Source organism: Corallincola platygyrae (assembly GCF_039544265.1).
In the GTDB taxonomy this organism is placed as follows: Bacteria; Pseudomonadota; Gammaproteobacteria; order Enterobacterales; family Neiellaceae; genus Corallincola; species Corallincola platygyrae.
Genome location: NZ_BAABLI010000008.1, coordinates 345656 through 370172, shown reverse-complemented (window position 1 = coordinate 370172; position 24517 = coordinate 345656). Strand labels below are relative to the sequence as shown.

Genomic DNA, 24517 nt, shown 5'->3' with positions numbered 1-24517 from the left:
ACGGCGCTATATCAGCGCCGTTATCTTTAGCTATCAGAGCCGCACAACTTAGAAATGCGCCTGGAGCCCCAGGAATCCGCCTTCAAATTCTACATCGGCATAAATATCGCCAAGATCTTCAACATCCAGACTAATCATGCGGTAGCCAAGTTGAACTTCCATATCGATGGCAGGGTTGTCCAGAAACATCCAACGAACACCAGCCTGAACATCATACGCATTATGGTCGTCATAGCCTATCCAGTTGGCTTCACCAAACAATCCCAAGCCGGTGAATGGGAAACCCACGCCACCAGCACCGTAAAGCATAGGAATAACGCCGTTGTAGCTCTCGTTGGTGGTATCAACGAGTGTACCGCCTGCGCCATCATCAATCTCACCTGTCACGCTGACTTTGTAGTCACCGTACTTAAGGTTTAAACCCAGATCTAGCCATACTGTGTCGTTATCTAACAGCTCGTAATACATGATGATATCGAGGTGATCGGTTTCCAGATCCGTGGTTGCATTACCATTGTAGGTATTGCCACCAAACTCAAAATCGACCACGTCTGCAGAGCCGTCAGTATCCAACTGGTTGTAACGCAACTTCAGGTTAGGTAACACCGGGACGGGGTGCTCAATCGCGATCCAGACAGAGCCTTTATACTCATCTTCCAGATCGAACTCTTCCATGCTGTTGTCCGTACCTACGGAGCCAGAAGCCTCCATATCCCAGTATTGGGCACCGACATAAACACCAGCGATGGTATCCGCCATAGCTGCTGGTGCGGCGAGGAGCGTACTACTGGCGATCATTGCCGCCAACGTCTTGTTCATTTTATGCATTGGAGTGCCTACCCTTGCGCAAGCAATTTATTCAAATCAATAACCGCGGCATTGGCTCGAGAAATATAATTTGCCATCACTAATGAGTGATTAGCCACAAATCCAAAACCACTGCCGTTGAGGATCATAGGACTCCAGACGGTCTCTTGGGTACCCTCTAGTTCACGAATTATCTGTTTAAGGCTGACAGTTGCGTTCTTTTTCGCCAAAACGTCGGCGAAGTCAACTTCTGCAGCACGCAAAAACTGCAATAGCGCCCAACAACCACCACGACTTTCGTAAAAAACGTCATCAATTTGCCACCAGCTTGTCTTTATCTGCTGGTAGTCCGGCAATGCTGTTGCTCGCTTGGCACTGGCATCTCCAGCCAGATCAATATTGATCCGATCACGACCAACAGATGCTGAAAGCTGTTGTGACATACTGCCCAAACGTTTTTGAACCTCTTGTAACCAAGCTCTCAGGTTATCGGCGCGAGTGTAAAACTGTGCGCTGTAATCATTTGGGTCAGCAAGGCGACTGCGATAACGGTAAAGCGCCTCAATACCTTTTCTGTACTCTCCCTCAGCACTTGGGAAAGCCCATTTGGTATGGTCAATGTTAAATTGTGGCTGTGCCACGGTTAAGTCGACATCTTCCTGAGACTGGGTCTGGGAACGACTCAAGTCTCGACGCATCACCAAAGACAGGTCTCGAATCTGCTCTAATGCACCAAACTCCCACGCAGGCATATTATCCATAAATACCGAGGGCGGCATGATGTCATTGGAAAGATAACCACCGGTCTTATCGAGCAAAGTTTCCGATACAGCAATCAACGCAGTTGTTGTCGCGTAACCCACGACAGGCGTTTCACCGGCCGCATCCGCATCAACAGTAATGCGATCATTCAGGTCGATATCCTCAGGCTCAAAGCTCCAGATAACCGCGATAATGTAATTGATCAGCAAAAAGGCAAACAGTAGTGGCCATAGCCAGCGCTTCCAATGGGTCATAGCTTCGACTTCCTTAATGATGATGGTGGTGATGGTCTTGTTTTCTCAGGTCTTTGACCTTCGCCTTCACCGTTTTTGTTGTTTGATCAGAGAATAGCAGGGTGACAGCGATCTCATCGCCGACTTTCGGCGATGCTGTCAGATTAAACAGCATAATGTGGTAGCCACCGGGCTTAAGTGCCACTTTGCCCTTCGCTGGTATCTCAATCTCGTCAACCTGACGCATCTTCATCACCCCCCCCTCGCTGACATGGTTGTGCAACTCAGCTTTACCAGCGATATCGGTTTGTGCCCCCACTAATACAAGTGGTTGATCTGTCGGGTTTTCAATCTCCATAAATGCCGCAGATGTCGGAACACCGGGTGGCAGCGCCCGTACATAAGGGTTAACAACATTGATCTGTGCGGCATTTGCGCCAGTTACCAGCAGCGCGGCGACAAAGATTGCAGAAACAAAGGGTCGTATCACAATTCAGCTCCCTGCATTTGAGGTAGTCTCAGTTTAATCTAATCTGGTAAGACCACTGTAACCTATTATAGATAAACGTGATCATGTCTTCGCATATTACACAACAAGTTAGTCAAGGTGTGCTGGTTCTCACCTTCAATCGTCCTGAGAAACGTAATGCGTTGACACAGGAAATGTACCAATCACTGACAGATGCGCTTGAGCAAGCCAGCCAAAACGATGAGATTCGTGTGGTCATGTTCCAAGGCGCTTCAAATTGCTTTACGGCAGGAAATGACTTGAAGGATTTTCTTGCCATGAATCAACCACCCGAATCGCTACCCGTTGTCCACTTTCTACGGGCGCTGATGTACTTCGAAAAACCGCTGGTAGCTTCGGTGACCGGGGCTGCCGTTGGTATAGGTACAACACTGCTACTCCATTGTGATCTTATTTATGCCGCCGAAGACAGTCGCTTTCAGTTACCGTTCACGCAGTTAGGGCTCGTGCCCGAAGCCGGCGCCAGTGTTTTATTGCCACAGTTGGCCGGTTACCCTCGTGCCGCTGAACTCTTATTCCTTGGCGACATGTTTGATACTGAAACCGCCAGAGAGATTGGGCTTATCAACAAGGTACTCGATGATGACGACGTGCTTAGTTATGGTCTTCAACAAGCGCAAAGGTTGGCAGCCATGCCCTCAGAGGCGATCTATGCCAGCAGAAAACTGCTGCGGCAGCCAAGAAGAAAAGCGCTAAAACGTTCACTTGAAGCAGAGCTAACCTGCTTCTTCAATGCGCTGGCCAGTGATGCCAGTAAGTCCGCTATTGAAAAGGCGTTGAAGCGCGTTTCCGGGGAATAAACTGACTAACTATCGGCAAAGCAACTAAGTATGAGATACCGGCTAATATGGGATGTGCAGCGAATAGCAGCACCGCTAACAACCGCATGATCCAAGCAGGCCTTTGGTAGTGTTCCGCAATACGGCTGAACACTCCAAGGATCCAACGTTGCTCTTCTTTGTTTATTGTTGAACTGTTTTGATAATTCACAGTGAACTCCTCGTCCGTTTACCTGGTGATGATAAAGCCTTCACCAGCCCGCCAACTGGAACACGACAAGCGTGAGTACCAGTCCAAGCAGTGGCAGCATCATCATAAGAAAAAGCTGCAAAAACATTCGATTATTCTCCGCGCAGTTGGCTAATTTCTGTTGGCAGCAAAGCCACTAAAGAACGAGCCAGAGACTCAGCTAATTCAACCTGTAGCTGTTTAACGGTTTCTTCGGTTTGCTCGATCACCTGCGACTGCAGTGATTGATCCACCTCCGCGTCATTGAGTACCTCTTCATTGGCACTCGCCAGTGAACTGCCCAGCAACAAAACGCCACCTACAACAGCGCTAAAACCCCACTTACCACCTACTTTTACTGCCTTGTTTACCTTAGTCATGGTTGTCTCCGTTTAAAATTCATCGTGTGTCAGTGATTGATGACTTAACCAATACAACCTATGTGCCAGATCAATAAAAAATTTTTTAATAGTTATTTATCAATAAGTTAACAAGATCACAAATAGTCTATGCTCACATCACTTCAGAATTGCACAAACTTATCTGACCAATAGTTGGTTAAATTAACCAATAAGGTTTGATAGGTTTTCAGTTCCGCGTCGCAGAAGATGGCTAGTGGTATCTCGAAGCGACATCAGGCAAAAAATGCGGAAGGAACAATTAAGGTTTACTGCCGTACTTCCTGTACACAGCGTTCCCCGCGAAGCGTAGTGGGTATCGTCGCTCCTGTGCATTTGCATGCCCCACGAAGTGTATTGGGTACCATGCTCCCGCGCTAGGCATACGACCGCCATGGGTGGCGGAAATGTCGAAAACGCATGGAGCGGTTTTCGACCGTACTTCCTGTACACAGCGTGCCCCGCGAAGCGTAGTGGGTATAAAAACGCCCGGGGGCTAATAGCGTACCGGGCGTGATTCGTTAGGGGTTTAGCTTGTTCGCGTGACAACCGACAAATAGCCGCGAACAGGGTTTACCTCAAAACTGTTTTTACTGACGACTATCAGCGATCAGTATCGATTCCTCTTCTGTACTCTCCTGCCTTGCCAGGTCCTCCACCATGAGCGTATCGAGAGATTCACTCAAAATTATGTCTGTACTGCGGCGAAGCTCTTCGCCTAATTCGATAACTACATGGTGAGTTTGTTGCTCAACCTGAGCTGCCAGATAGTCGCCTAGCTCAGATTCACTTGGATTAGCCATGACTGAAGTTGAGCCAATCAAAAGTACAGTTGCGATGCCGGTTGTCAGAGTGTTCATGATGATTCCATTTTTCGTTAATCAAAAGTCACACTGACTGTTACAAGGCCTGTGCCAAGCTTTGAAAAATAAATCAAACTATTGTTTTTATTGATGTAAGAACAAAAACACAGAACCAAAGAAAGGGAGGATTTAAAATTGATCTTGGTCAAAACAACCATAGCATTGGTTGTTTTGACCAACAAATAGACAGCTTAATATCAATCAGGACAGACTTGACGTAACGCTTCAGCCATCACCTCTATACCAGCGCCCTTTTTATGCGCGTTTTCGCTTAAATGGCGGCGCCAGCGACGCGCTCCCGGCATTCCTTGGAACAGTCCAAGCATATGTCTGGAGATATGATTGAGCTGTCCACCCGCAGAAAGATGCTGCTCAATATAAGGGTACATGGCTTCCACGATCGCTTTGCGTTCGGGTTGTGCCCTGTCTGCACCGAATAACAGCTTATCCACTTCAGCCATCATGTAGGGATTTTGATAGGCCTCTCTCCCCAACATCACACCATCAACATGCTCCAGATGCTGCAGGCACTCTTCTAGCGTTTTGATACCGCCGTTGATAGCAATTTCAAGCGCCGGATAATCTCGCTTAAGTTGGTACACCCGAGGGTAATCCAAGGGCGGGATCTCACGGTTCTCTTTCGGGCTAAGTCCCTGTAGCCATGCCTTGCGCGCGTGAATGGTGAAACTGTCGCAGCCAGCAGCACTGACCGTATCGATCAATTGAGTTAGGAACTCATAACTATCCTGCTCATCAATGCCAATCCGAGTTTTCACCGTTACGGGCAGGTCTGCCGACTCACGCATCGCAGTCACACAGTCAGCGACCAGTGCAGGCTCAGCCATCAAGCATGCACCAAAACGACCATTCTGAACTCGGTCAGATGGGCAACCGACATTCAGGTTTACTTCATCGTAGCCGCGCTCTTCTGCTAGTTTCGCGCACTGCGCCAGCGCCTCAGGATCACTACCACCAAGTTGCAACGCGATCGGGTGCTCCGATTCATTAAATGCAAGAAAATCACCGCGACCATGCAGGATCGCACCTGTGGTCACCATCTCGGTATACAGCAGTGCATGTTCACTGATCAGGCGATGAAAGTGTCGACAATGACGATCAGTCCAATCGAGCATGGGGGCCACACTAAAGCGGCGGGATAACGGTTTTGGTGTTTTTGCTGTCATTTCAATGAGTTAAAAAATAGTGATAAAACTGGCTCTGACACAATTCTGGCTTATTTAAGCATGTTTCGCACTTGCGGGGTCCCAATGGGGTCCCACAAATTTACAAGCAAACCGTTGCAGCAGAAGGCTCTGACGAGTGCCGCGCATCATAACACGCCCGCAATTCTTCATGCTCATTTGTTGGGAATAGAAACCACGCGAATATCTCTAGTGGTCGAAACAAGTGTTTTTTCGGACCACCGCAACATATAGACGTGACCACCAATCTCCAGAGAGCAGACGATGGCCAGTTACACCATAGAGAAACGAGTCAATACTGCGGGTAATCCACGATATCGCGCAAAGGTTCGAGAAAAGAAGAATGGCAAGCTAATACGCAGTTTCTCTCGCTCATTCTCTACAAAACAGTTTGCCCTGACCTGGGCAAAAAAGATGATTCAGCAGATTGAAACTGGGGAGATCGATCGTCCAAAAGCCAAAGGCACGCTAGGGCAATTAATCGGAAAATACCGAGCCCACGCGGGGTTAGGAGCGCAGGCTGGGCGCACCAAACGCTATGTACAAAAAGCCCTGCAAGAGAGTGAGATCGCGGAAGTGCCACTGGCGGCACTCACAGAAACGGATGTAATCACTCACTGTGAATTCCGCCGCGCAGAGGGCGCAAAACCACAAACCATCGCCCAAGACGTAAGCTACCTTCGCTCGGTGCTGAAAGCCGCTCAGCCGGTATTTGGTTTGCCAGTGAGTGATGAGGCGGTTGTCAAATCTTATGACTCCCTTAAACGCATGCATCTGATTGCACCCAGCAATCAGCGGCAGCGTCGCCCCACATCAGCAGAGATATCTGCACTAGAGACAAAACTGGCCGAAAGAGAGCGCCATCACTCCAGCTCAATACCACACAGCGACCTACTCAATTTTTCCATTCTAACCTGCATGCGTATTGGCGAAACCTGCCGCATAGAGTGGCAAGATGTCGACTACGAAAATCGTACTGTGATGATCCGTGATCGAAAAGATCCCAAGAAAAAACAAGGCAACCATATGCGTATCCCTCTGCTTGGTGATGCGTGGAACCTACTTACAAAACAACCCCGAACTTCCAAGCGAATCTTTCCACACAACCCAAAAAGCGTTGGATCAGCCTGGCAACGTGTTTGTAAAAAGTTGGGAATAGAAGACCTGCACTATCACGATTTAAGAGCCGAGGGCATTAGTCGCTTGTTAGAAGCGGGTTATTCGGTGCTCGAAGTTGCCATGGTTTCAGGGCACCGAGACCTAAACGTCTTACATCGCGTCTATGCGCGTTTAAAGCCTGAAGATTTACACCATAAACACCCGCAAAACAAAAGCTGACACTGGCTACCAGATTGCTTCTTAACGGGTCTACCGAACAGTGTTCGGCAAACGAACACTGTTCGTTCGCCTTTGGCTCAGGAGAAAATCAATATGCAGATCCAACGAACCAAACATGTCCACAATGACAAACGGCAACAAGGCTGCACCAAAACTCTGTGACAAACGCTGTATCTGCGAATCCTGTGGGCAAGTTTTCCGAATTGGAACGCTCGCTTTCACCTTGGTAACTACCTGAGTTCGCTAAGATAGAGGCAAGGGTATTCGGAAGCGACGTTACGATAATGGCCTCTATCTCCGAACACTGCCTTTTCCTAAATACAAACATGTGTATCTATTGACTACACAAAGAAAGCACGTAGACTGTGTATTGAGTAGATATACAGGATGGTGTTATGGCGACAAAAACAGCGCCCATCAACATGCGAGTATTGCCATCGGTGAGAGACATAATCGATGCTGCAGCAAACGTGAAAAAAGTCGATAGAACCGTATTCATTCAGCAAGCGGCACTGAATGAAGCGCATAATGTACTGGCTGAACAGCGAGATTTTGTCCTTGAAGCAGAGGCTTTTGAAGCGTTCGATAGGGAGCTGCGTGCCGAACCTCAAGCTCTTGAAGGCGTTAAAGATCTGTTCAATAGGAAAGCACCTTGGGAATAAGTGCACCAACACTCCTGACAGCACAACATCATATAAGCTCGTTTCAATGTGGCATTGAACAACTCGATTCTTGGTTAAGAAAACAAGCGGTAAAGAGTCAAAAGCGGGGAACTGCGAGAGTTTATGTTGTCAATGACACGGTGACACACCAAGTGGTTGGTTACTATGCGATTGCTATGGGTGCAGTATCGAGAGCACAAGCCTTCAGTTCACTGAAAAGAAATAGCCCTGATCCCATCCCCATGGTTATTTTAGCCAGGCTAGGAGTGGATAGCGCCTATCAGGGCCGAGGCATTGCCGCAGGTCTTTTAAAGGATTGTATATTGCGCTCAATACAAGCCATGAACGCAGTCGGAGGTGCTGGCATTTTGGTTCATGCTATCGATGACCGTGCAAAGGCGTTCTACAAGAAGTTTGGCTTCAAAGAGTCGACGTTTGATCCGCTGGTATTGATGGCGCGGATCTGCGACATCGAAAAAACACTGTCAACGTAGGTGATACCGGCCAACAGACAAGTTTCATAAAGAACGGCTTGGGATTTAAAGCGTCCTTTGCAGTTGTCCCCTTTTATGGCCTTACGGGCTGTATCACTCATTCAAGCAGCGCATAATGAATAGTACATCTGATAAAGCGATAGCCTTATGTTGGGAGCTAGGCTGTGGCCTGGGTCACCTGACTGGTTTAAAACTGATTGCTGACACTTTGCTTGCCAATGGACAACGTGTCGTTTTGATCGTGAAGACAGTAGACCCACTGCTCACATTTGAAGACCATGCGGACCAAGTGGCTAACCCTCAAATGGCGAACGTTCAAGTGCCTATCGTTCAAGCGCCGACTTGGCAGCGCCCTGCTGACAACTCACATCACATTGACTGTGACGAACTGCCAACCTCAGATGAAGCCGTTGATGATTATGCGGCGTTATTGCTGAAAGTGGGTTACCAGGATATCAACCAACTCAGGCGTAAAGCCAAAACATGGCAGGCATTACTTACAGAACATAATGTTGGGCTGGTTGTAGCGGATCATGCGCCCACAGCCCGTATTGCTGCTCATCTATGCGGCTTACCCCACATCGGCATAGGCACGGGTTTCTGCTGTCCGCCATCAGGCTATCCATTCCCAGCGTTTGTTGCTGTTCAAGAAACAGATAAACCTCATCGAACTAATACCCTGCAAACCAGTACCCAGCAAACCAGTTCCCAACAAACTAGTACCAATGAACGGCTGACCAGTCATATCAACTACGTATTAGCGGCAGAAGGCTTGGCCACAGTATCCTACGCCCAGGATCTACTGTGTAACGAAGAAGACATGCTTTGTACCCTGCCCCATATGGATCACTACCAACGTGATAGCGACAATTTTTGGGGGCCTCTGTATGGAGTATCAACAGCAGAGAACGTGAACTGGACCCATAGAGACAAAAACAAGGTCCTTTGTTACTTAAAGGCAGACTACACAAATCTGGGCTGCTTACTGCAGGCCCTTGCCATGCTAGACGCAGAAAAACTTATTTATATTAGCGGAAAAGCAGAAAACAGCGCCGCACTCTCCGCACTTAAGAACGACCCCTTAACCACCATCAGCCCCACGCCAATAAACGTCAATATGGCACTACCCGACGCTGACCTGACTATTTGCCACGGTGGTCATAACTTGTCAGCACAAGCGTTACTTGCTGCAACACCGCTAGCGCTGTTTCCCATTCATCAGGAACAAGCGATCCTCGCGAAAAAACTCACCCTGCAGGGCTTAGTGGCCGCATTTAATGACGACCTGACGCCCGAACAGATAAGTGAAGCATTTAAACAGTGCCTGTCCGACAATCAACTCGCCGGGAACAGCCAAAGATTTGCGGCCTATTACCAAGGCTATGAACCACAGGATATGGTTGAAGAGATGTGCGAGGTATATGAGGAGATTTTAGGATAGTGGTTAATCGAGGAGCCAAATCGGCTCCTATCCCAAACGAGTGGCGGTTTTGCCACACTCTACCCATTTAACGGTTTTACTTGGGTTTAACCAGTCGCTCCATTGGGCTCAGCGCTAGGTTCTTCGTTGGATGGCCCTGACGGCGCTTTACTGGTTAGATCTCTAATTAAGATATAGAGGAACGGTAAGCCCCAAATCAATTTACCTAAGCCATTGCTTAGCGGTTTAAGATACAGGACGTGATTAACCTCATTGAGTTCAAAAGACGGTATCACGTTCATATGCAGCACAACCAAGGAGTAAAGCGCTGCAATTACCATATAAACCCAGGTTGCAGTGGCTAACTGATAGCCCAGTCTTTTGCCTTTCCATAACATCACACTGCCTACGACGCCGCAAATACCTCTCATCACAAACGCTAAAATCGCCAAAACCGCTATCTGGATACTCTCGACGCCCAAGAGCAGAACCACAGGAGCAAAAAGCCCCGGTAATGCAACCAGCATGGTCATCACACTAATAAATTTTCTTTTTTTCAAGCTATACTCCCTTACACTTTAAAAGGCGATGATAAATAGGTATCAAAATCAAATTAATCAATCAAAACTTGATGTGGCTGACTTTCGATTAATTAGGCCACGTTAACGCTGGGGCGAAAGCGTTCTATTTTCTTTTTAGGTAGACATGGACTGAACTTGCCAGACTCTGATATATAAGCACGCCATCCTTATATGAAACAAATCTATATTTTATCTCGCCGGTATTTTTACGATTGATGAATAAAAAACCATCCTCCATACGCCAGGTTCCTGTTCGCACATCCGGCTCTCCATCCCCTCGCGAATCAATATATTGGTAAGTGCCATCGGGTAAAAATCTTTCAGTGTTCCCCCACCCTCCGGTCAACTTAGAATAGTCATCTGTCAGAAGTACTTTGTTGCCTAACCACTCCCAATCGCCCGTAACATCAACTTCCACTGGTTCTGGTACGCTACAGCCAGCGATAAATAGAGCAAGTATTACTAAGTAAAATTTACGAATCATTTCACCTCTCCTAAAAACCTACAATAAAAATTTAACAGAAAAACATTAATCGAAATAAGCTCATCAATGCTATTCACATAATAAAAACATGAAAAGAAACGTTATTTAAACAAAGCTAACTTATTACAATTTAGATTTTCCCTGAAAATTCCACACTAATATCAATATGACTTTTACCGTCACCAGCAAAAACTTCTCCTAGCAACTTTTGATTCATTGACCTTTCAAGCAAAGGAATATACTTTCTAACCACTTCACATTCTAACGAATCCGAAAAAATAATGAGTTTCAACTTCCCACAAAAAGTAGCTAATGAGTTAGCATTGTCACTAAGATCTTGGTATCCATATTTTCTTGCATAAAAGAGCGCCTCCGCTTCTGGCAATCTCAACAACTGGTCAAGAGTATTAACTTCAACCTTAAGTTCAAGTTGAACTTCACCTCTTGAGTTTATACCTTCAACCAATTGAGAATTTATTTCTTCAATAAAAATCTCACTGCCATCTTCATCTTCTAAAATAGAAAGCAAACATTGATAACCAAAACTAACACTGTCCTTTGTATACAAAACAGAAATAAAAAACATGCCATCGCATGAAAACAGAGGATTGCCACCCATAACATTAATATATTCAGGAAGAACAATTTTACGCAGGACTACATTCAACTTAGCACAAATTATAAAGACAAGGTTTTTAGAAGGATCAATGGCTATATATTTACCCTTATGCTTATGAACTATGGAAATACCATTAAAATCGAATCCATTAAAAAGGTCAAACATGTATTTACAGGTTAAATCTTTGATGATGCAGCCATCTCTAAGATCTAATTCAGATATTCTAAACCTATCGCATAAAACCAAAATTCCGGAGTTATGACAGACAGGTTTACTCATACAAAGTCTAGTTAGAGAATAATTAACGCTGCTCGTCCACAACAACCTTCCAGAACCTTTTTTAAGGGACAAAAAAACGGTTCCCTCTCTAGACGAAGATAGAATTAAAACTAAAGAACCCTCAAAGCATAGATGGCTATGAGAATTAAAACTCATACCTTCCAGATTATAAGTCCAAAGTTTATCAAGAGAAATATCATAGTAAGAGACCATATCATTTCCAACACTAAGAATATAACTCTCACACACATAGCAACTACCTTCAAGATAATTTACAGATTCAACCCCCCCCTTAAGATTGAATCTACTGACTTTTATCCTAAAGTCCTCAGTTTCCTCTTTTAATATTACTGCATCATGGACTGGAACCACTTCAAACTCATCTATATCTAGATTATTGGAAACCACTATATTTTTAATCGAATTAAACGCAAAAACGAATTTTTGCAGTTTATTATCCAACGTGTCAGGTTCTAGCTTGTCAATGCTTTTAGATATAGAAAAAAATTTATCATCCAAACTAAATATAAACGGAAAGTTAAGGCCAACATAGTCACTAGCAATACAAACACCATCGATTATTGAAAATAAATTCCCAGAGGAAACATCAACAAGTTCTTCTCCAGTAGAAAACATCTTCAACGACTCACGACTTACAAGAGTGCAAAATTGTAGATTCATTTTTAAACCTTTGAGTTCCTGACCAAGACTAGATCGTCATAGTTATCGGTAAGGTTTTTAACGAAATTCTTATATGAGGAACTATTGTAGGCTGGATTAATCTTTCTCATGGATTTTATAAACTCAGCTTTAAAGGCCTTACTTTTTACTGTTTCAAGTATGATTGATTTAACCACAGATGGGTCTAGAGATTCCATGCCCGCATTGGCTGAGAAAAACCACTTCAACTCACCCCACTCAATATTACCAGACTCAATATCAAGGAAATCAAGGAACATTTGACCACCTTTATCTGACTCATTTCCGGCGGCATTCGTTACACGACCTAACCTGATCTTACTTGATAGACTTCTTTTGATCGTTTCAAGCGTCCACGCTTTAACCTCTTCACGGACAAAATAATCAACTGAGCCATCGCCTTTAAGTACGGCGTAAACAATGTCGTCTTCTCGGTTACCGACGTCGCCTACAACCTTCCTGAAATTCTCCAGGCGGACTATTCGCTTACCCTCATCTATCAGTTCCAATATTCTCAGCAGATGATGTCCAGCACCCTTTGCGTCACCATAGGCTGCAACCGCCTTTTTGGCTGAATCTAGTTCGTGACTTGGATCTAAGAACTTCATTACTTTTACAAGGTCATCAGAAGCTTCTGGCGTCAGCAACCCATCGTCTACCGCCTTTTGAAAATCGAATTGGCTAAAGCGTTTAACAAACACTTCGATAGGCGGGTAGTTTGTATTTAGCATATTACGGAAATGCTTTAAACAATCAGGGCCGTGCCGGCCACAAAGCGTGTAAAGCCCAGCCAATGTGCGTAAAGCATCCGAGTTATAAGCTAGTTCTTCAAATGCATCTGCGCCTTTACCTTTAAATGGTTCACTCTTCAATGCCTCAATCGCACGTGTGAACGGTGCATCTGCCGCTGATTGATTGTATATGCGAGGGCCTTTTATGATTTCTTCCAAGATCCCAACAAACTCCTCAGCTGACTTACCTATTGGTATGCGCCCGGCATACGCATAGGCAAAAAATGCCAGTTGTTCTTGAGGGTGAGCTACTGGATAATCTTTAAACCAAAATTGCGAACTAGCGACAACGTCGTCTGGATTTTCAAATGTTGGATACGCTTCTCCTTCCACATATTCGTAGCCATACTTCATCCATACATCGACGTCTTCTTCGGTCTCTAGTTGACTCCATAAGAACGCCCATACCTCTGGTTTTTTATCTCTTACTTCATAGACCGCGACAACAATTTCCGTAATTGGCATTATCACTTTTAGATAGGTAGGAAGATTAAGCGCTTGCGTTTTGGCTGCCATAAAATAGTCGGCAACCCTTTCCATAAAGAGAACAAATTTTGCGTGGTCAGCTAGATGCTTACTCATAACTTTAAGAGTGGCAATGACAGCGTCAGAAACGATAGCAAGGTTGCCCAGAATGCCAAGTGTTGCTAAAGCAAACTGATATTTGTTAAATAAATAAGTCTCCTCACCAATAGAATCATACGCCAGATAGATTGCCTGCAATCCAAAATCTCTTATATCGCCAACAACCAGCACGCCTGATAAAATCTCACACCCAATGCCAATACCGCTAGTGTTTGTGCCAACAAAAAAACCTTCTATGCACCGCAGGCGATCAAACAACATGTTCTCTGCGTAACCGCTTACAACAGTCAATGAATAGACAGTTTTATAATAATCATGACTTACTTGAGCCAACCAACGCTCATGGGTGCCAGTAGCCGTTTCCACCTTAATCTTTGCCTGTCTGTAATCTTCAAGACGTGCGCAATGATTTTCTTTTCTGAGGTCTACTAATATTTCGGCCCAACCACTGTTTTCTGATGGAGAAAAACAAGGCTCATCATTCGCGTAAGCAACGTTTAAAATCCCCATACGTCGCCAAGGCGACCTTAAATCCTCGAGGAGCTTTTCTTCATTAAAGATTCTTGCAGTTCTATATTCTGGGCTAGTCACAATTTTTGCGGTAAAAATCCCACTATCGTCGAACGTGCCAGAAAGTTTCAATGACTCATCTTCCAATTGGATGAATGGAGCACTATCCCAATCAAACAATTTGAAGTCTGCCAAGTATCCTGTGTATGCTCGGCCTAACAGTATTTCTATTTGAGCGTTATCAATTTTTAGCGGGCTATCAACAGCTTGTTCATAAAGCTTTTCATCCACTTGTAGATACATTTTCCCATCTACGTAGTGAGCACCTACTTTTACCCAACTCCCTATTTGAACCGAGTCACTTAATAGGCTTTGCGGCCCACTTTCGGTAATTACCTTATATTCAAGGATGCCTTCAGCATTCACAGATAACGTACTAGAAGAACCAGGTATTTCAGCGATAACACCTGGTTCACCCATATGTTTAAGGCTTGTGACAAATCCAATATTGTTGGACTTAACTACTTTCGTATTTGCAAATACCTTGATAGTCGTACTTTCATCTAAAAGCATCCCTTGGAACTTACCATCAAAAGGGGATATTGACGCGTTACCGGAAACAGTGGTTCGCCAATTCTGAATCCGCTCGGGAGTCGAGTTATCTGCAGATAGAGTTTTTAGTGGTAAATGGGCTAACGCCGGTATCACAGGATCAATATAGTCACCAAGCTTTGCGGAATAGCTTTCCCCCGGCGCCCCTTTAATCACCAGCTCCGTCGAATTTGTGTACTCTATCTGGGCGCCATTGATGTCGAAGCTGCCTTTGTCTCCACCGTCAGCAACGATAACGTTGTCTTTTAAGTAAACGTCTTCATTTGGCTCGAATACAAGGTAGTCAGAGTAAAAGATAGCTTCACCGACATTCGCGGTAACGAAGCCGTCGCCAGGATATCGCTCTGAGCTTAGGAAGGTACTCGCCCTGCCTGATGCATCCAGAGTGACTTGTTTGGCCCCAAGTATTCCTCTGAAATTGCTTAGAGCAACGCCCAGGCCTTCCAGATTTCCATAACTGCTGGATGCAACAATGTTTACCGTTGAATTACTGTTTGTTTCAATTCGGTCAGGCACTTCGATTGTTAAATCGATTGCGTGTACGGTGACTTCAATAGTTTCAGATATGTCCCCTAAAGATATTTTTACCGGTAGGGTGCCAGATTTATTGCTACCAACGACTTCAAACTTTGCTACGCCATTGTCTGTTACAAAGCTTCCCCTAGTCATCATGGACTTTGCATCTACTTCTAATGAAGCACCATCGATGCCATTTCCAAACTGGTCTTCTACTTTTATTTCAAGTTCGATTTTCCCTAAACCGCCAACCGAGGTTTTTCCTTGCTGAAATATTTCGATTTTGGCAGGTTGGCCAGGCACTACTTCATAGGTTGGAGAGCTGACTCTTGCCGGGTAGGTGTCAATGCTTGCGACAAACTTTGCTCTTGTTCCAGCTTTAGGGGAGTCAATAGTGAATTCTGATGGGTAGACACCCGAGGGAGAAAGCCCATCTTCAATGCTGGATACCGTTCCCTGCCCCACAGCTTCCCATGCTATTTGTTCCAAGCTTTCGTCACTACTAAAAATCACCGGAGTAATTATCTGACTTTGGTTGATGTCATCAGCAGAGATTTTTATAACCTCCCCATCACGGCTATAGTCAGCAGGAAGCATGAGTATTTCAGGGAAGGCAAACTCCCAAAGAATGTTGGCAGCATCTTCGTTTGTGTAGAGCCTCAATGATATAAAATCTTCTGTATCTAAAGAGCTCAAGAATTCAGTGTTACCAAATTTGACACTGCCGCTCTGGTCAAGGGTAATGGGCAATTCTGTCTCGCCAACCGAAAGAACAAGTGTTTGTTGGCCATCAATGGGTGATAATCTAGGTAGCCCAGATGAAATAGCCTCATATATATATTCGAGCCGCGAAACGTCGACCCCAGAAGATATGTTATCTATATCAAATGAATCACCTGGTTCAGCCAAAGTCAGCTTGTGTTCAAACCCAAACCGGCTGTATTGGTACTCCGGACGATAAAGCCAGACATAAGATGGAACAGGCTCGTTAGGCTCAATGAGATCCGATGGTTCATCCGCCTCTTCATACGCTTTTTTAAGTGCGTTATAGCTTAGCCACTGCCAGTTGTCGGTGGCTTCGCTATAAAGTGGCGTCAGGAATGGCGTGAGTTTCGCCGGGCGAGTGGCCAGAGCGTCTGGCCCTGCGCCCGTTTGATCAAAGCTTGGGTTTTCATCTTTCTGGGTACCCGATACATGAATATAGAAGTGCTCCGGGCGACTGCCATCTTCTTTAATCTGTACCACCTGGGTACTGCGACCGGGGGGGATCGGGAAGTTGGCGAGGTCTGAGTCAGACACACCCTGGAGCATATCGGGGGCAACGATTTTGGCTAAACGCCCTGTTAAGCCATACATCTCACCGTCGTCAGCACTCAGGCCGGCAGGCAACGCACTACCATCATGGTCATACCATTCGGTAAAGACTTTGATTTCGCTATCTGATGTCAGACCTGCGCCTTCAGCACCTATCAGGTATTTACGATCATCATCACTTTGGGTAAGCCCCTGCTCTACTTTGTATTTGCGTTCTGCCCAGATTTTGAGGTTGGGTGGATAGAGTGTGATTTGGTTTAGTGATGTTGGTTGGGTCAGGTTGTCCAACTGAACACGCTGCGTGCCCATATAGCCGGTAGCACGGTTGATCACGACGAGCTTGACCCATTCCCCGGGTTTCAGATGGTTGGAGTTCTTCTCTTTAAATGCATCAGTAAAGCCGTTTTCGCTGCTCCACTCTTCAAACCGTTGATTATGCGCTTTACCCGCGCCGACATTGGTATAGCTGTTTCTGCCGCCACGCAACGCCATGCGGTAGTAAAAACTGTCACCCGTCAGGCCGGTTTTACTATTACCTGCTTCTGCATCACTGAGGCCGCGACGCGACACAACCAGTTCACCCGTAGACTCCCTGAACACTAATATGTCGGTGTTTTTCAGATCATCTTTGCTGATAGAGGTTAAGAAACCTGTGTGGGCGAATTTCTTTTGTGTATCCGCCAAGCGGATAAAGTCAGGCTGGCCCGCAGGCGCACCGCCGGAACTGAGGTACACCCCCTGATGTGTGGCTTCACCGCCATCAGGGATATCCATAGTGAAGAGTTGAACATCTTCACCATCATCGTTTTGCACTGTTTTTAATACGCCGAGTACACTTAGATCAGCCTTTCCATCCGCATCAAAGTCATAATGCCCCTGGGCCACAGGGGTATCGTCCGGACTGTGGACTTTGTATTGTGTCTGACCACCAATGGAGACCTGGCTGCCGTCAGGGTTGGCGATATTGACCAGCCCCGTTAACATCATTACATCAATGTAAAAATGGTGCTTAGAGACAGGGATTGCTTGTGTCGCTAGAATGGCCGCAATGTTAATTTCAACCATTTTACCGATCAGGCTGGCACCCAAATTGGGTACGCCCATGCAGAAGTCATAGTCCATACTCTGCATAAAGTAGGACAAAGGCTTAGCACCATTATGGGTAAACGCGGCATAAGGAACGGTTGCCGTCACCAAGGTATCAACATCCATCCCCCAAGGCGGACACATGCCGAGAAGCTTGATATACCCTGCCTGTCCTCGCTCATCGGTGGCTGCTCGCGTGGTGAACCACCCAAGATTTTCGAGACCAATTCCGGGTACAGCTCCTAAGGGTTCATGCTTGCGGCGGTCGTAATACTCGTAGGTTGCGGAGTGAGTGGGATCATTGGGGTTGTTGATATCATCGCCATAAAAGCGCGAGCGGGGAGCAATATTACCCACCCGAGACTCTAAAATATTACCTTGCTGATCCAAGACTATGCTGGTGATTGAATCGGCTATCGACGTGCCTTGGGTCAAATTAACGGTGAAGGTTTCGAGTACCAATCCCAAGTCCGCGTAGCGATCCGCTTGACCTCTGACCAACACGCTTTTTACTGATCCACCCAATGCAGGTTTAGCAAGAGCGGTTTCATTGTCAGCTGCGAGGAACGTTTCTGCATCATACTGGGCACGTGTTAGCAGCCGGGCAGCTCGGGCCAGATCGTTTTTATGGGTTTCATTAAACAGCGCCAGTTTGGCTTGTTGAGCACGATATTGAGAAGCAGCAATGACGGTGGCTTCGCTGGCTGGAATATTTAAGTTAACGACTCCCGCTTCGGTACCATCATCATTGTATTCAACCAGGATGGGCTCGCCATTGTCATCCAAAACCACTGTGCGGGCGAACACATACGCCAATTTGGGACGTGTTTGAAAAAAGTTCAGCGCACTTGAGGCATTGGCTGGCAATGTGTTGATAAGCGTCGTCGCCATCACACCAAGTGCAAGGGCAAACACTCTGACAACGGCTAACTTGCCCTGAAACATCCAACTGTTAACTATCCGACTGCGAAACATCCAGGTTTTCCTTAACAACTGTTCTACGGGTTACTGATGGCGGCCATTAGCTCTACGAGACTACGCTCGCCATTTACCACTTGTTCTGCCAGCGCCTGCTGTGCCATCGGCACCCAAGTGACACTGATGTAATCCAAGGTACGCATATTCAAGCCAGTTCTGCTGTGCAGATTTCTTTCGGCATCTAACTGCCCTACGCCCACGGGTTTTAAAACATTGGCGCTGGGGTCCAGCGCCATGATCAACATATAAGCGTCACCATCAGGCAGGTAGTCATAGCCACCGCGAAGCTTTGGCATTTTGATGCTTACTGAAGGTGAGCCCTCTACCACAATCCCCTTGGGTTGAATGGCGTAGGCCCATGGCGGCGGATAGCTTTCACTTAGCTTGCCAGCCAACTGAGAAAGTGGCGCAAACTGAACATGAACGCGGCCCTGCTGGTAGCCATCGGGATAGATGATAGTGGCATTGGAGAGGTCGAGAGTTACCTCCCCTGCCGCTAATTCCACATTTTCATCACCACTGGCGAGTGGTACAAACGAAATTGCAGGATTTAGTGATGGCAATCGAACCATGGGCAGCTCATTATCTTTATGGCCTTCAACCGTCACTGGCAAACGTTCATTGCCCATACCCGCCAGGGTTAACTTGCCATTGACGATCATGGTGTAGGTGCCACCAGGTATTTCGACCCCGGCTGGCTCCTGAAAACCAAAACCGTAAACACCGTCGGCATTTGTTTCGGTGACTCGCCCTAGTTCGGGGATTTCAACGGTTGCACCGGCAAGGGCCTGCCCAAAGAAGTCTGATACCCCACCACGAATAAATGTCGGCAGCACACGGGTGTCAAATCGATAACGGCCCAGTTCCTGACCATCGTAAATGGCCTCTACTTCAATGGATGCGCCATAACCAAACGCACGCTCTGGGTAGATGGCAACGGTTTGGCTGCCGGGCAGCAGATCAACACTTTGATTCAGCAGTTCACGGTCACGAAACACTGTTTTGAGGCGATAGCCTTTCGCATTGGGGAAGTTGGTACCCGGTGCATCCTGGTTGATGTATGTTTCGCCGTGCAGTGTCTCTCTTATCTCAACAACCAGCTTGGTTTGGTCTATCGGTTTGTTGAAGTAGAGCTCGATTGGCTGGTTGGGCTCGTTGTTAATAGAGAGGTTGGCTGGCTCATGTCTTAGCAAGCTGAGTTCAACCTGAGCGTCATCAATCAAACGCACTGTTCTTGAAGTCTGCGCCAATATGCGATCGCTTGTATCAATAACGGAATAGTTTATCTGGTATTCACCAGCGGTTGCTGGCAGGGAGACCTCACCACTGGCCACGGTCTCAGCCCTGGCGAGGATGGTCGCATCGGCATTGTCTCCCCAGGCAATCACACGTGCGTCGTCAGGCAACAGATCAGTTTGCGCCGCAACCTGTACCGTTACGGGGTCCCCGGTGGTGAGAAACTCGGCATTGTCTGGTGGCAACATCGCGGATAAACCGACAGTCACCGATGATTTAAACAGATACTCCTGAGCGACCCGGTTACCCGCCATATCATATGCCGCAATAACGATCGATTTTTCAGTTCCCATGGGAATATCAATCAGACTGTTAAAGCGATACTGCTTAGGGTCTGCCGTTGGTGACAGAGAGGCGGCCTGTTCATCAATCATCACGCTGCTGATATTGTCGTCTGTAACAATACCTGTCAGGTTTACGCTGGTGGCTGTTACCAGGTTGACGCTTGGTGCTGGCTGGTAGTCATCAAGCGCAATAACGGGTATTTGGCTGTCACGATAAACAACCACCGAAGCGTCGGTTTGCTTGCCTAAACTGTCTACTACCGAGACGTTAACCTCGAATGATTCAGCGCCGTCCGCGAAGGTTATCCGAGTGCTAAACTTGGCGTTGAGCTCTTGGTCCAGCCAATAACTGATTATGTCTGTTGTTGGGATCTGTTGACCATTTACCGAGATCGTTACCGCGCCGCCATAACTGACAACCCGCCCTGTCACATAGAAGCTCTGCTCACTTAACATGCTGCCATCTAATGGCGCAGTAATTGTAAGCTCTGGCGCAGGTATGTCGGTGTTATTCGCTGGGCGGTACTCAATAGTCAATTGTTCTTCGACCGTCACGACGTTCTCGCCGGTGGCACTCAAGCGGATCTGATTAGAGCCAATCGCCAATGGAATACCCGGCGCAGTGAAGGTAAACACGCCCGCAACAGCCGTCGACTGAGGAGATACACGGACCTCATTAACTAACACTGAGTCAATGCTACCACCGTCATCGGCGACCACTTCACCCGTTACGGTAATGGTGTCGGTCGTAACCAAGGCGCCATCGGCTGGCGAAATAGCTCGGAACGACGCAGAAACTTTCCTTTGAATGGTATGCTCAATAGCGCTGCTATTTCCGCTGTTATCCAGCGCAGTAATTGTCAGTGTGTTCCCGCCAAAAGCCAGCGGGACTTCCACATTAAACTGGTCACCATCCTGTGACGCGACAAAGTCCGCATCAGGATAGGCTGTGTTTTTTACTGAAACGGACGCAATCCCTGAGCTGACAGCGCCGGGATCAATGACCTGCCCGCGAAGTACCACAGAGCCTGAGGTCGTCGTTGTGGCCGTGGTATAGAGCTGTAGTTCTGGATCGGTAGTATCTGCCGTTGGTTTATAGACCAGAGTCAGTAATCTGGAGCGAGCGCCATCAGGCGTGGTGACTGTGAGCGTGAAGTGATTGGCGCCAATCGCGAGGTGCTGCTCTGATACCTCGAAGTAGTAGTAATCCCCGCCATCCGTTAACGGATAGGACTGACCGTTAATGGTAAAAAGGGTGTCGGCTACAGGCCAATCAGATTGGATCTGCCCTTCAATTGTCACCGGGGATTGCTCTAGCTCTTGTTCACCTGTTGGCGATACGCTGACAAAAATCCCCTGAGAAACTCGCTTAATGGTGAGCTGCTGTGTGGCTACGATGCCTTCTGGGTGTTTGGCGACAACAGTAATCTGGTTATCACCAAGCGCCAGTGCCACCGACGTTGAAAAACGACCGTTGGCCTGGGGTGTCGCCCTAAATACGGTTTCACTCTGCTCAGAGGCAAACTGCACTTCGACCTGGCTTAAATCATCTATATCAGCCGCCACCGAGCCAGACAGAGAGGCATACTCACTTTCAAATATCTGACCGTCGACTTGATCAAGCGTAAATGAGACTTCATGGTGACTATCTGGCAGCTGGCGGATAATTTGCAGTGTTTGCGTCACTTCACCATCCGGGTTGGATAGATTGATGGCAAATCCATTTAACCCCACAGCGAGCGCTTGTTCAGTAGAAAACGTGCTTACCGCGTTGGGCTGATAGTCAATATGGTCGCCATTTACCAAAGGCTCGCCATTTACAGTCAATACAGTTTCTGGATGTGGCCAAGCACTTTTAAACTCGCCAGAAAGCGTCACATTTGCGTCTTCGGTTAGCGTCCCCGTTGCAGGAGATAAACTAAGAAGTTCAGGCAAGGAGTTACGATAGATGGCTATGTCGACAGCACTCCGGTTGCCATCACCATCAAAGGCTTCCACAAGAATGGTGTTGTCACCGGCTAACAATGCTACGTCATGGCGAAACAATGATGCCCGAATAGGCACACTGACAGGAGAGCTATCGTTGACTGATATCTGCAGTCTCAATCCATCACGACTTGAGCCAGTATCGAACACGCTCCCCTTGACCGTGATAACAGCCAAATCTGTGGTAGATGGTAGTGGCGCAACAACCAATGTTGGAGGGGTGTCATCGTCACACCCAGCCAAACCGAGTAATAACAATGACAACAATAGCGCTTTTCCATAACGCGAAAGCTCAGCTAAAACGCCCAGCCCACCGCTTAAAAAGCAGAAACCAGGAGTATGGAAAAACTTGCTTAAAAGTGTTGTTTGCATCCTGCATTACCCGAATAAAAGACTTAACTAGCGCGGTGTTATCCACTCAATTACGGCTGTTTCTACCGCTTTTTCCGACGCTGTTTTAACTGCACGCTTCACATTCACAGGGGCTAAGCGCTTCCTGATTTCCGCACTCACCTCGGCTAAGGGCTTAGGGGGAATACTTTGTCGTTCAGTGACCTTAACAACTTGCATCTGGCCGTTGTCGACAACAACCGACGACACACTGCCAATGGCGAGCGCAGGTACCGAGGCTTTAAGTTTCGGCGGTAATTTTGATTGCTCAACACGCTGGCGGCTGAACGTCAATTGTTTGCTTTGCCATTGAGCCGCTTGCTCTGCCCAGTCATCAACCTTTTTTAGCTTGCCAACATGCTGTAGGAACCATTGTTTATTGGCTTCGTCGGCATCGGCTGACATGGTCAGTACGGACAGTTCCAGCACGTCATCTGCGCCAAAATATTCAGGGTGCTTGTTGTAGTATGCTTCAACCATTGCCGTAGTAACCGGCTGCGGAGTCGTATGCATACGCAAGTATTCTCGGACATAAAGCTCTTCCTCGTAGGAAGCTACCCGCTGCGCGATGCGTTCTCTCTCATCGAGCGTTAACTCAAGGCTGGCGGCATGTCTCATCGCGCGGCTGGCGACAAGGCTCTCGAGCACCTTTTTTCTCAGGCCTTCGTCGGCAAGCATTAACTCTGCTTCGCTGAACGTTTTCTGGATTGCAAACTCAACGTCATTTTCAGTAATGGCTTCGCCATTCACCATCACTAGAACGGGTGATTGAGATTGATTTGATACGGGATCACTTGGCAGTTGCTCTGAGCAGGCACACAAAACGGTGCCAGCAATCAGCAGAGGGCCAAGGTGTTTGAAAAGTGACATCTGAAACTCCTTCTCAGACAACCAGGCTATTAAGATTCCAGAGGGTAATGTTTGGACGTTGTAACACTGTCCAGCAGCCGCTTCATTTCAGCTTGTTTAGCTTCTTTTTGCAGCTGATATTTGATCTGGCTTTGCACGGCTTCAAGCGGCTGACGCGTTTTTTGAGGCGCTTCCAGCTGCTTGATGATGTGAAAACCAAAAGAGGTCATCAGAGGCTCTGAGTATTCTCCCGGATTCAAAGCAAATGCTTGGGCAGAAAACTCTTTACCGATTGCACCTTCGGCAACCCAACCGAGATCACCACCTTTTTTGGCAGACACTTTGTCTTCGGAGTGTGCCTTCGCCAAGGTAACAAAGTCAGCACCGGTCTGAAGCTGGCTATATATCTCACGCGCAAGAGTAAGCTTTGCGCCTCGCTCAGCTTCACTCATTTTAGGGTTGGTACGGATCAGGATATGCGCAATGTGAGCACGGGTTGACTCATAGTCGGTGGCATTATTCGCGTAATACGCGCGGACCATGTCGTCGGTAATGCGTTCGGCGCTGAACTTTTCAAAATAGCGGCCAATAAGCATTTGGCGTCGGAACTCGGCCTGCTCAGCAGCAAGCATATCGGCATCGAGTTTCCCCTCGGCTTCAATCGCCTGCGCCAGTGCCTCCCGACTGATCAAATCGTCAAGGGCTTTACCAACTATCACGTCATCCTGTTCAGGAATGCGCTTATGTTTCAGGTACGCACTTAACTCAGCGGGGCTTATGGATTTGTCACCAATTTGAGCAACTTTCGGGGAACTATCACACCCGGTAAGAACAACACAGGCGATTATGCTGGAAGCCAAAATCCCTTTCATAGTACTGCCTTTCACTACTTAATACTCCATCATTACTGCGGCCCACTCTACCCGAGAGGGGTTTGAGTGG

19 protein-coding genes are annotated in these 24517 nt (G+C 47.0%); 5 read left to right on the top strand and 14 right to left on the bottom strand.

Annotated features, from left to right (window positions below):
* Positions 1-48: 48 nt before the first annotated feature.
* From ABEA14_RS07115 to ABEA14_RS07105, 3 genes are read right to left on the bottom strand one after another with little or no spacing between them, the layout of a single operon-like run.
* Entirely contained in the window at positions 49-828 is a 780-nt protein-coding gene (locus tag ABEA14_RS07115; protein ID WP_345339205.1) for a TIGR04219 family outer membrane beta-barrel protein, read from the bottom strand.
* An 8-nt stretch (positions 829-836) separates the two neighbouring features.
* Complete coding sequence (locus ABEA14_RS07110; protein WP_345339204.1) at positions 837-1823, bottom strand: DUF2333 family protein; 987 nt, start codon at positions 1821-1823, stop codon at positions 837-839.
* A 13-nt stretch (positions 1824-1836) separates the two neighbouring features.
* Positions 1837-2292: a copper chaperone PCu(A)C gene (locus ABEA14_RS07105; RefSeq protein ID WP_345339203.1), complete on the bottom strand. Its 456-nt coding sequence runs from the start codon at positions 2290-2292 to the stop codon at positions 1837-1839.
* A gap of 83 nt (positions 2293-2375) precedes the next feature.
* On the opposite strand from ABEA14_RS07105, the gene ABEA14_RS07100 reads away from it, so the two are divergent.
* Positions 2376-3131 carry an enoyl-CoA hydratase gene (locus tag ABEA14_RS07100; protein WP_345339202.1) on the top strand — a complete coding sequence of 252 codons (756 nt, stop codon included), beginning with the start codon at positions 2376-2378 and terminating at the stop codon, positions 3129-3131.
* On the opposite strand, the gene ABEA14_RS19340 is transcribed toward ABEA14_RS07100, so the two are convergent.
* The 4 genes from ABEA14_RS19340 to dusA form a co-directional block, all read right to left on the bottom strand.
* Positions 3094-3321, bottom strand: a complete 228-nt coding sequence (locus ABEA14_RS19340; RefSeq protein ID WP_377776222.1) for a PspC domain-containing protein — start codon at positions 3319-3321, stop codon at positions 3094-3096. The genes ABEA14_RS07100 and ABEA14_RS19340 overlap by 38 nt on opposite strands.
* Positions 3322-3452: 131 nt before the next feature.
* Positions 3453-3719, bottom strand: a complete 267-nt coding sequence (locus ABEA14_RS07095) for a hypothetical protein (RefSeq protein WP_345339201.1) — start codon at positions 3717-3719, stop codon at positions 3453-3455.
* Between the two features lie 608 nt (positions 3720-4327).
* On the bottom strand, positions 4328-4597 hold the full coding sequence (locus ABEA14_RS07090; RefSeq protein ID WP_345339200.1) for a hypothetical protein: 270 nt from the start codon (positions 4595-4597) through the stop codon (positions 4328-4330).
* Between the two features lie 200 nt (positions 4598-4797).
* A complete protein-coding gene (gene dusA / locus ABEA14_RS07085; RefSeq protein ID WP_345339199.1) occupies positions 4798-5784 on the bottom strand; it encodes a tRNA dihydrouridine(20/20a) synthase DusA in 987 nt (328 codons plus the stop codon).
* A 282-nt stretch (positions 5785-6066) separates the two neighbouring features.
* Here dusA and ABEA14_RS07080 point away from each other — a divergent pair, with 282 nt between their 5' ends.
* The 4 genes from ABEA14_RS07080 to ABEA14_RS07065 all read left to right on the top strand — a co-directional run bounded on the left by ABEA14_RS07080 (position 6067) and on the right by ABEA14_RS07065 (position 9737).
* Positions 6067-7140, top strand: a complete 1074-nt coding sequence (locus ABEA14_RS07080) for a tyrosine-type recombinase/integrase (RefSeq protein WP_345339198.1) — start codon at positions 6067-6069, stop codon at positions 7138-7140.
* A 395-nt stretch (positions 7141-7535) separates the two neighbouring features.
* Positions 7536-7802, top strand: coding sequence for a type II toxin-antitoxin system TacA family antitoxin (locus ABEA14_RS07075; protein ID WP_345339197.1), 267 nt, complete (start codon positions 7536-7538; stop codon positions 7800-7802).
* On the top strand, positions 7793-8296 hold the full coding sequence (locus ABEA14_RS07070; RefSeq protein WP_345339196.1) for a GNAT family N-acetyltransferase: 504 nt from the start codon (positions 7793-7795) through the stop codon (positions 8294-8296). Before ABEA14_RS07075 ends, ABEA14_RS07070 begins: the two co-directional genes overlap by 10 nt.
* Before the next feature lie 115 nt (positions 8297-8411).
* Complete coding sequence (locus ABEA14_RS07065; RefSeq protein WP_345339195.1) at positions 8412-9737, top strand: glycosyltransferase; 1326 nt, start codon at positions 8412-8414, stop codon at positions 9735-9737.
* A gap of 86 nt (positions 9738-9823) precedes the next feature.
* Here ABEA14_RS07065 and ABEA14_RS07060 read toward each other — a convergent pair whose 3' ends face one another.
* The 7 genes from ABEA14_RS07060 to ABEA14_RS07030 form a co-directional block, all read right to left on the bottom strand.
* Positions 9824-10276: a hypothetical protein gene (locus ABEA14_RS07060; RefSeq protein WP_345339194.1), complete on the bottom strand. Its 453-nt coding sequence runs from the start codon at positions 10274-10276 to the stop codon at positions 9824-9826.
* A 124-nt stretch (positions 10277-10400) separates the two neighbouring features.
* Positions 10401-10781 (bottom strand): hypothetical protein, encoded by a 381-nt coding sequence (locus tag ABEA14_RS07055; RefSeq protein WP_345339193.1) that lies wholly within the window; start codon positions 10779-10781, stop codon positions 10401-10403.
* Between the two features lie 130 nt (positions 10782-10911).
* On the bottom strand, positions 10912-12315 hold the full coding sequence (locus tag ABEA14_RS07050; protein ID WP_345339192.1) for a hypothetical protein: 1404 nt from the start codon (positions 12313-12315) through the stop codon (positions 10912-10914).
* A gap of 47 nt (positions 12316-12362) precedes the next feature.
* On the bottom strand, positions 12363-18767 hold the full coding sequence (locus ABEA14_RS07045; protein WP_345339191.1) for a hypothetical protein: 6405 nt from the start codon (positions 18765-18767) through the stop codon (positions 12363-12365).
* Positions 18768-18790: 23 nt separating this feature from the next.
* On the bottom strand, positions 18791-22708 hold the full coding sequence (locus ABEA14_RS07040) for a hypothetical protein (protein WP_345339190.1): 3918 nt from the start codon (positions 22706-22708) through the stop codon (positions 18791-18793).
* Between the two features lie 27 nt (positions 22709-22735).
* Positions 22736-23596, bottom strand: coding sequence for a peptidyl-prolyl cis-trans isomerase (locus ABEA14_RS07035; protein ID WP_345339189.1), 861 nt, complete (start codon positions 23594-23596; stop codon positions 22736-22738).
* Between the two features lie 29 nt (positions 23597-23625).
* Positions 23626-24447, bottom strand: coding sequence for a peptidylprolyl isomerase (locus ABEA14_RS07030; protein WP_345339188.1), 822 nt, complete (start codon positions 24445-24447; stop codon positions 23626-23628).
* Positions 24448-24517: the final 70 nt, after the last annotated feature.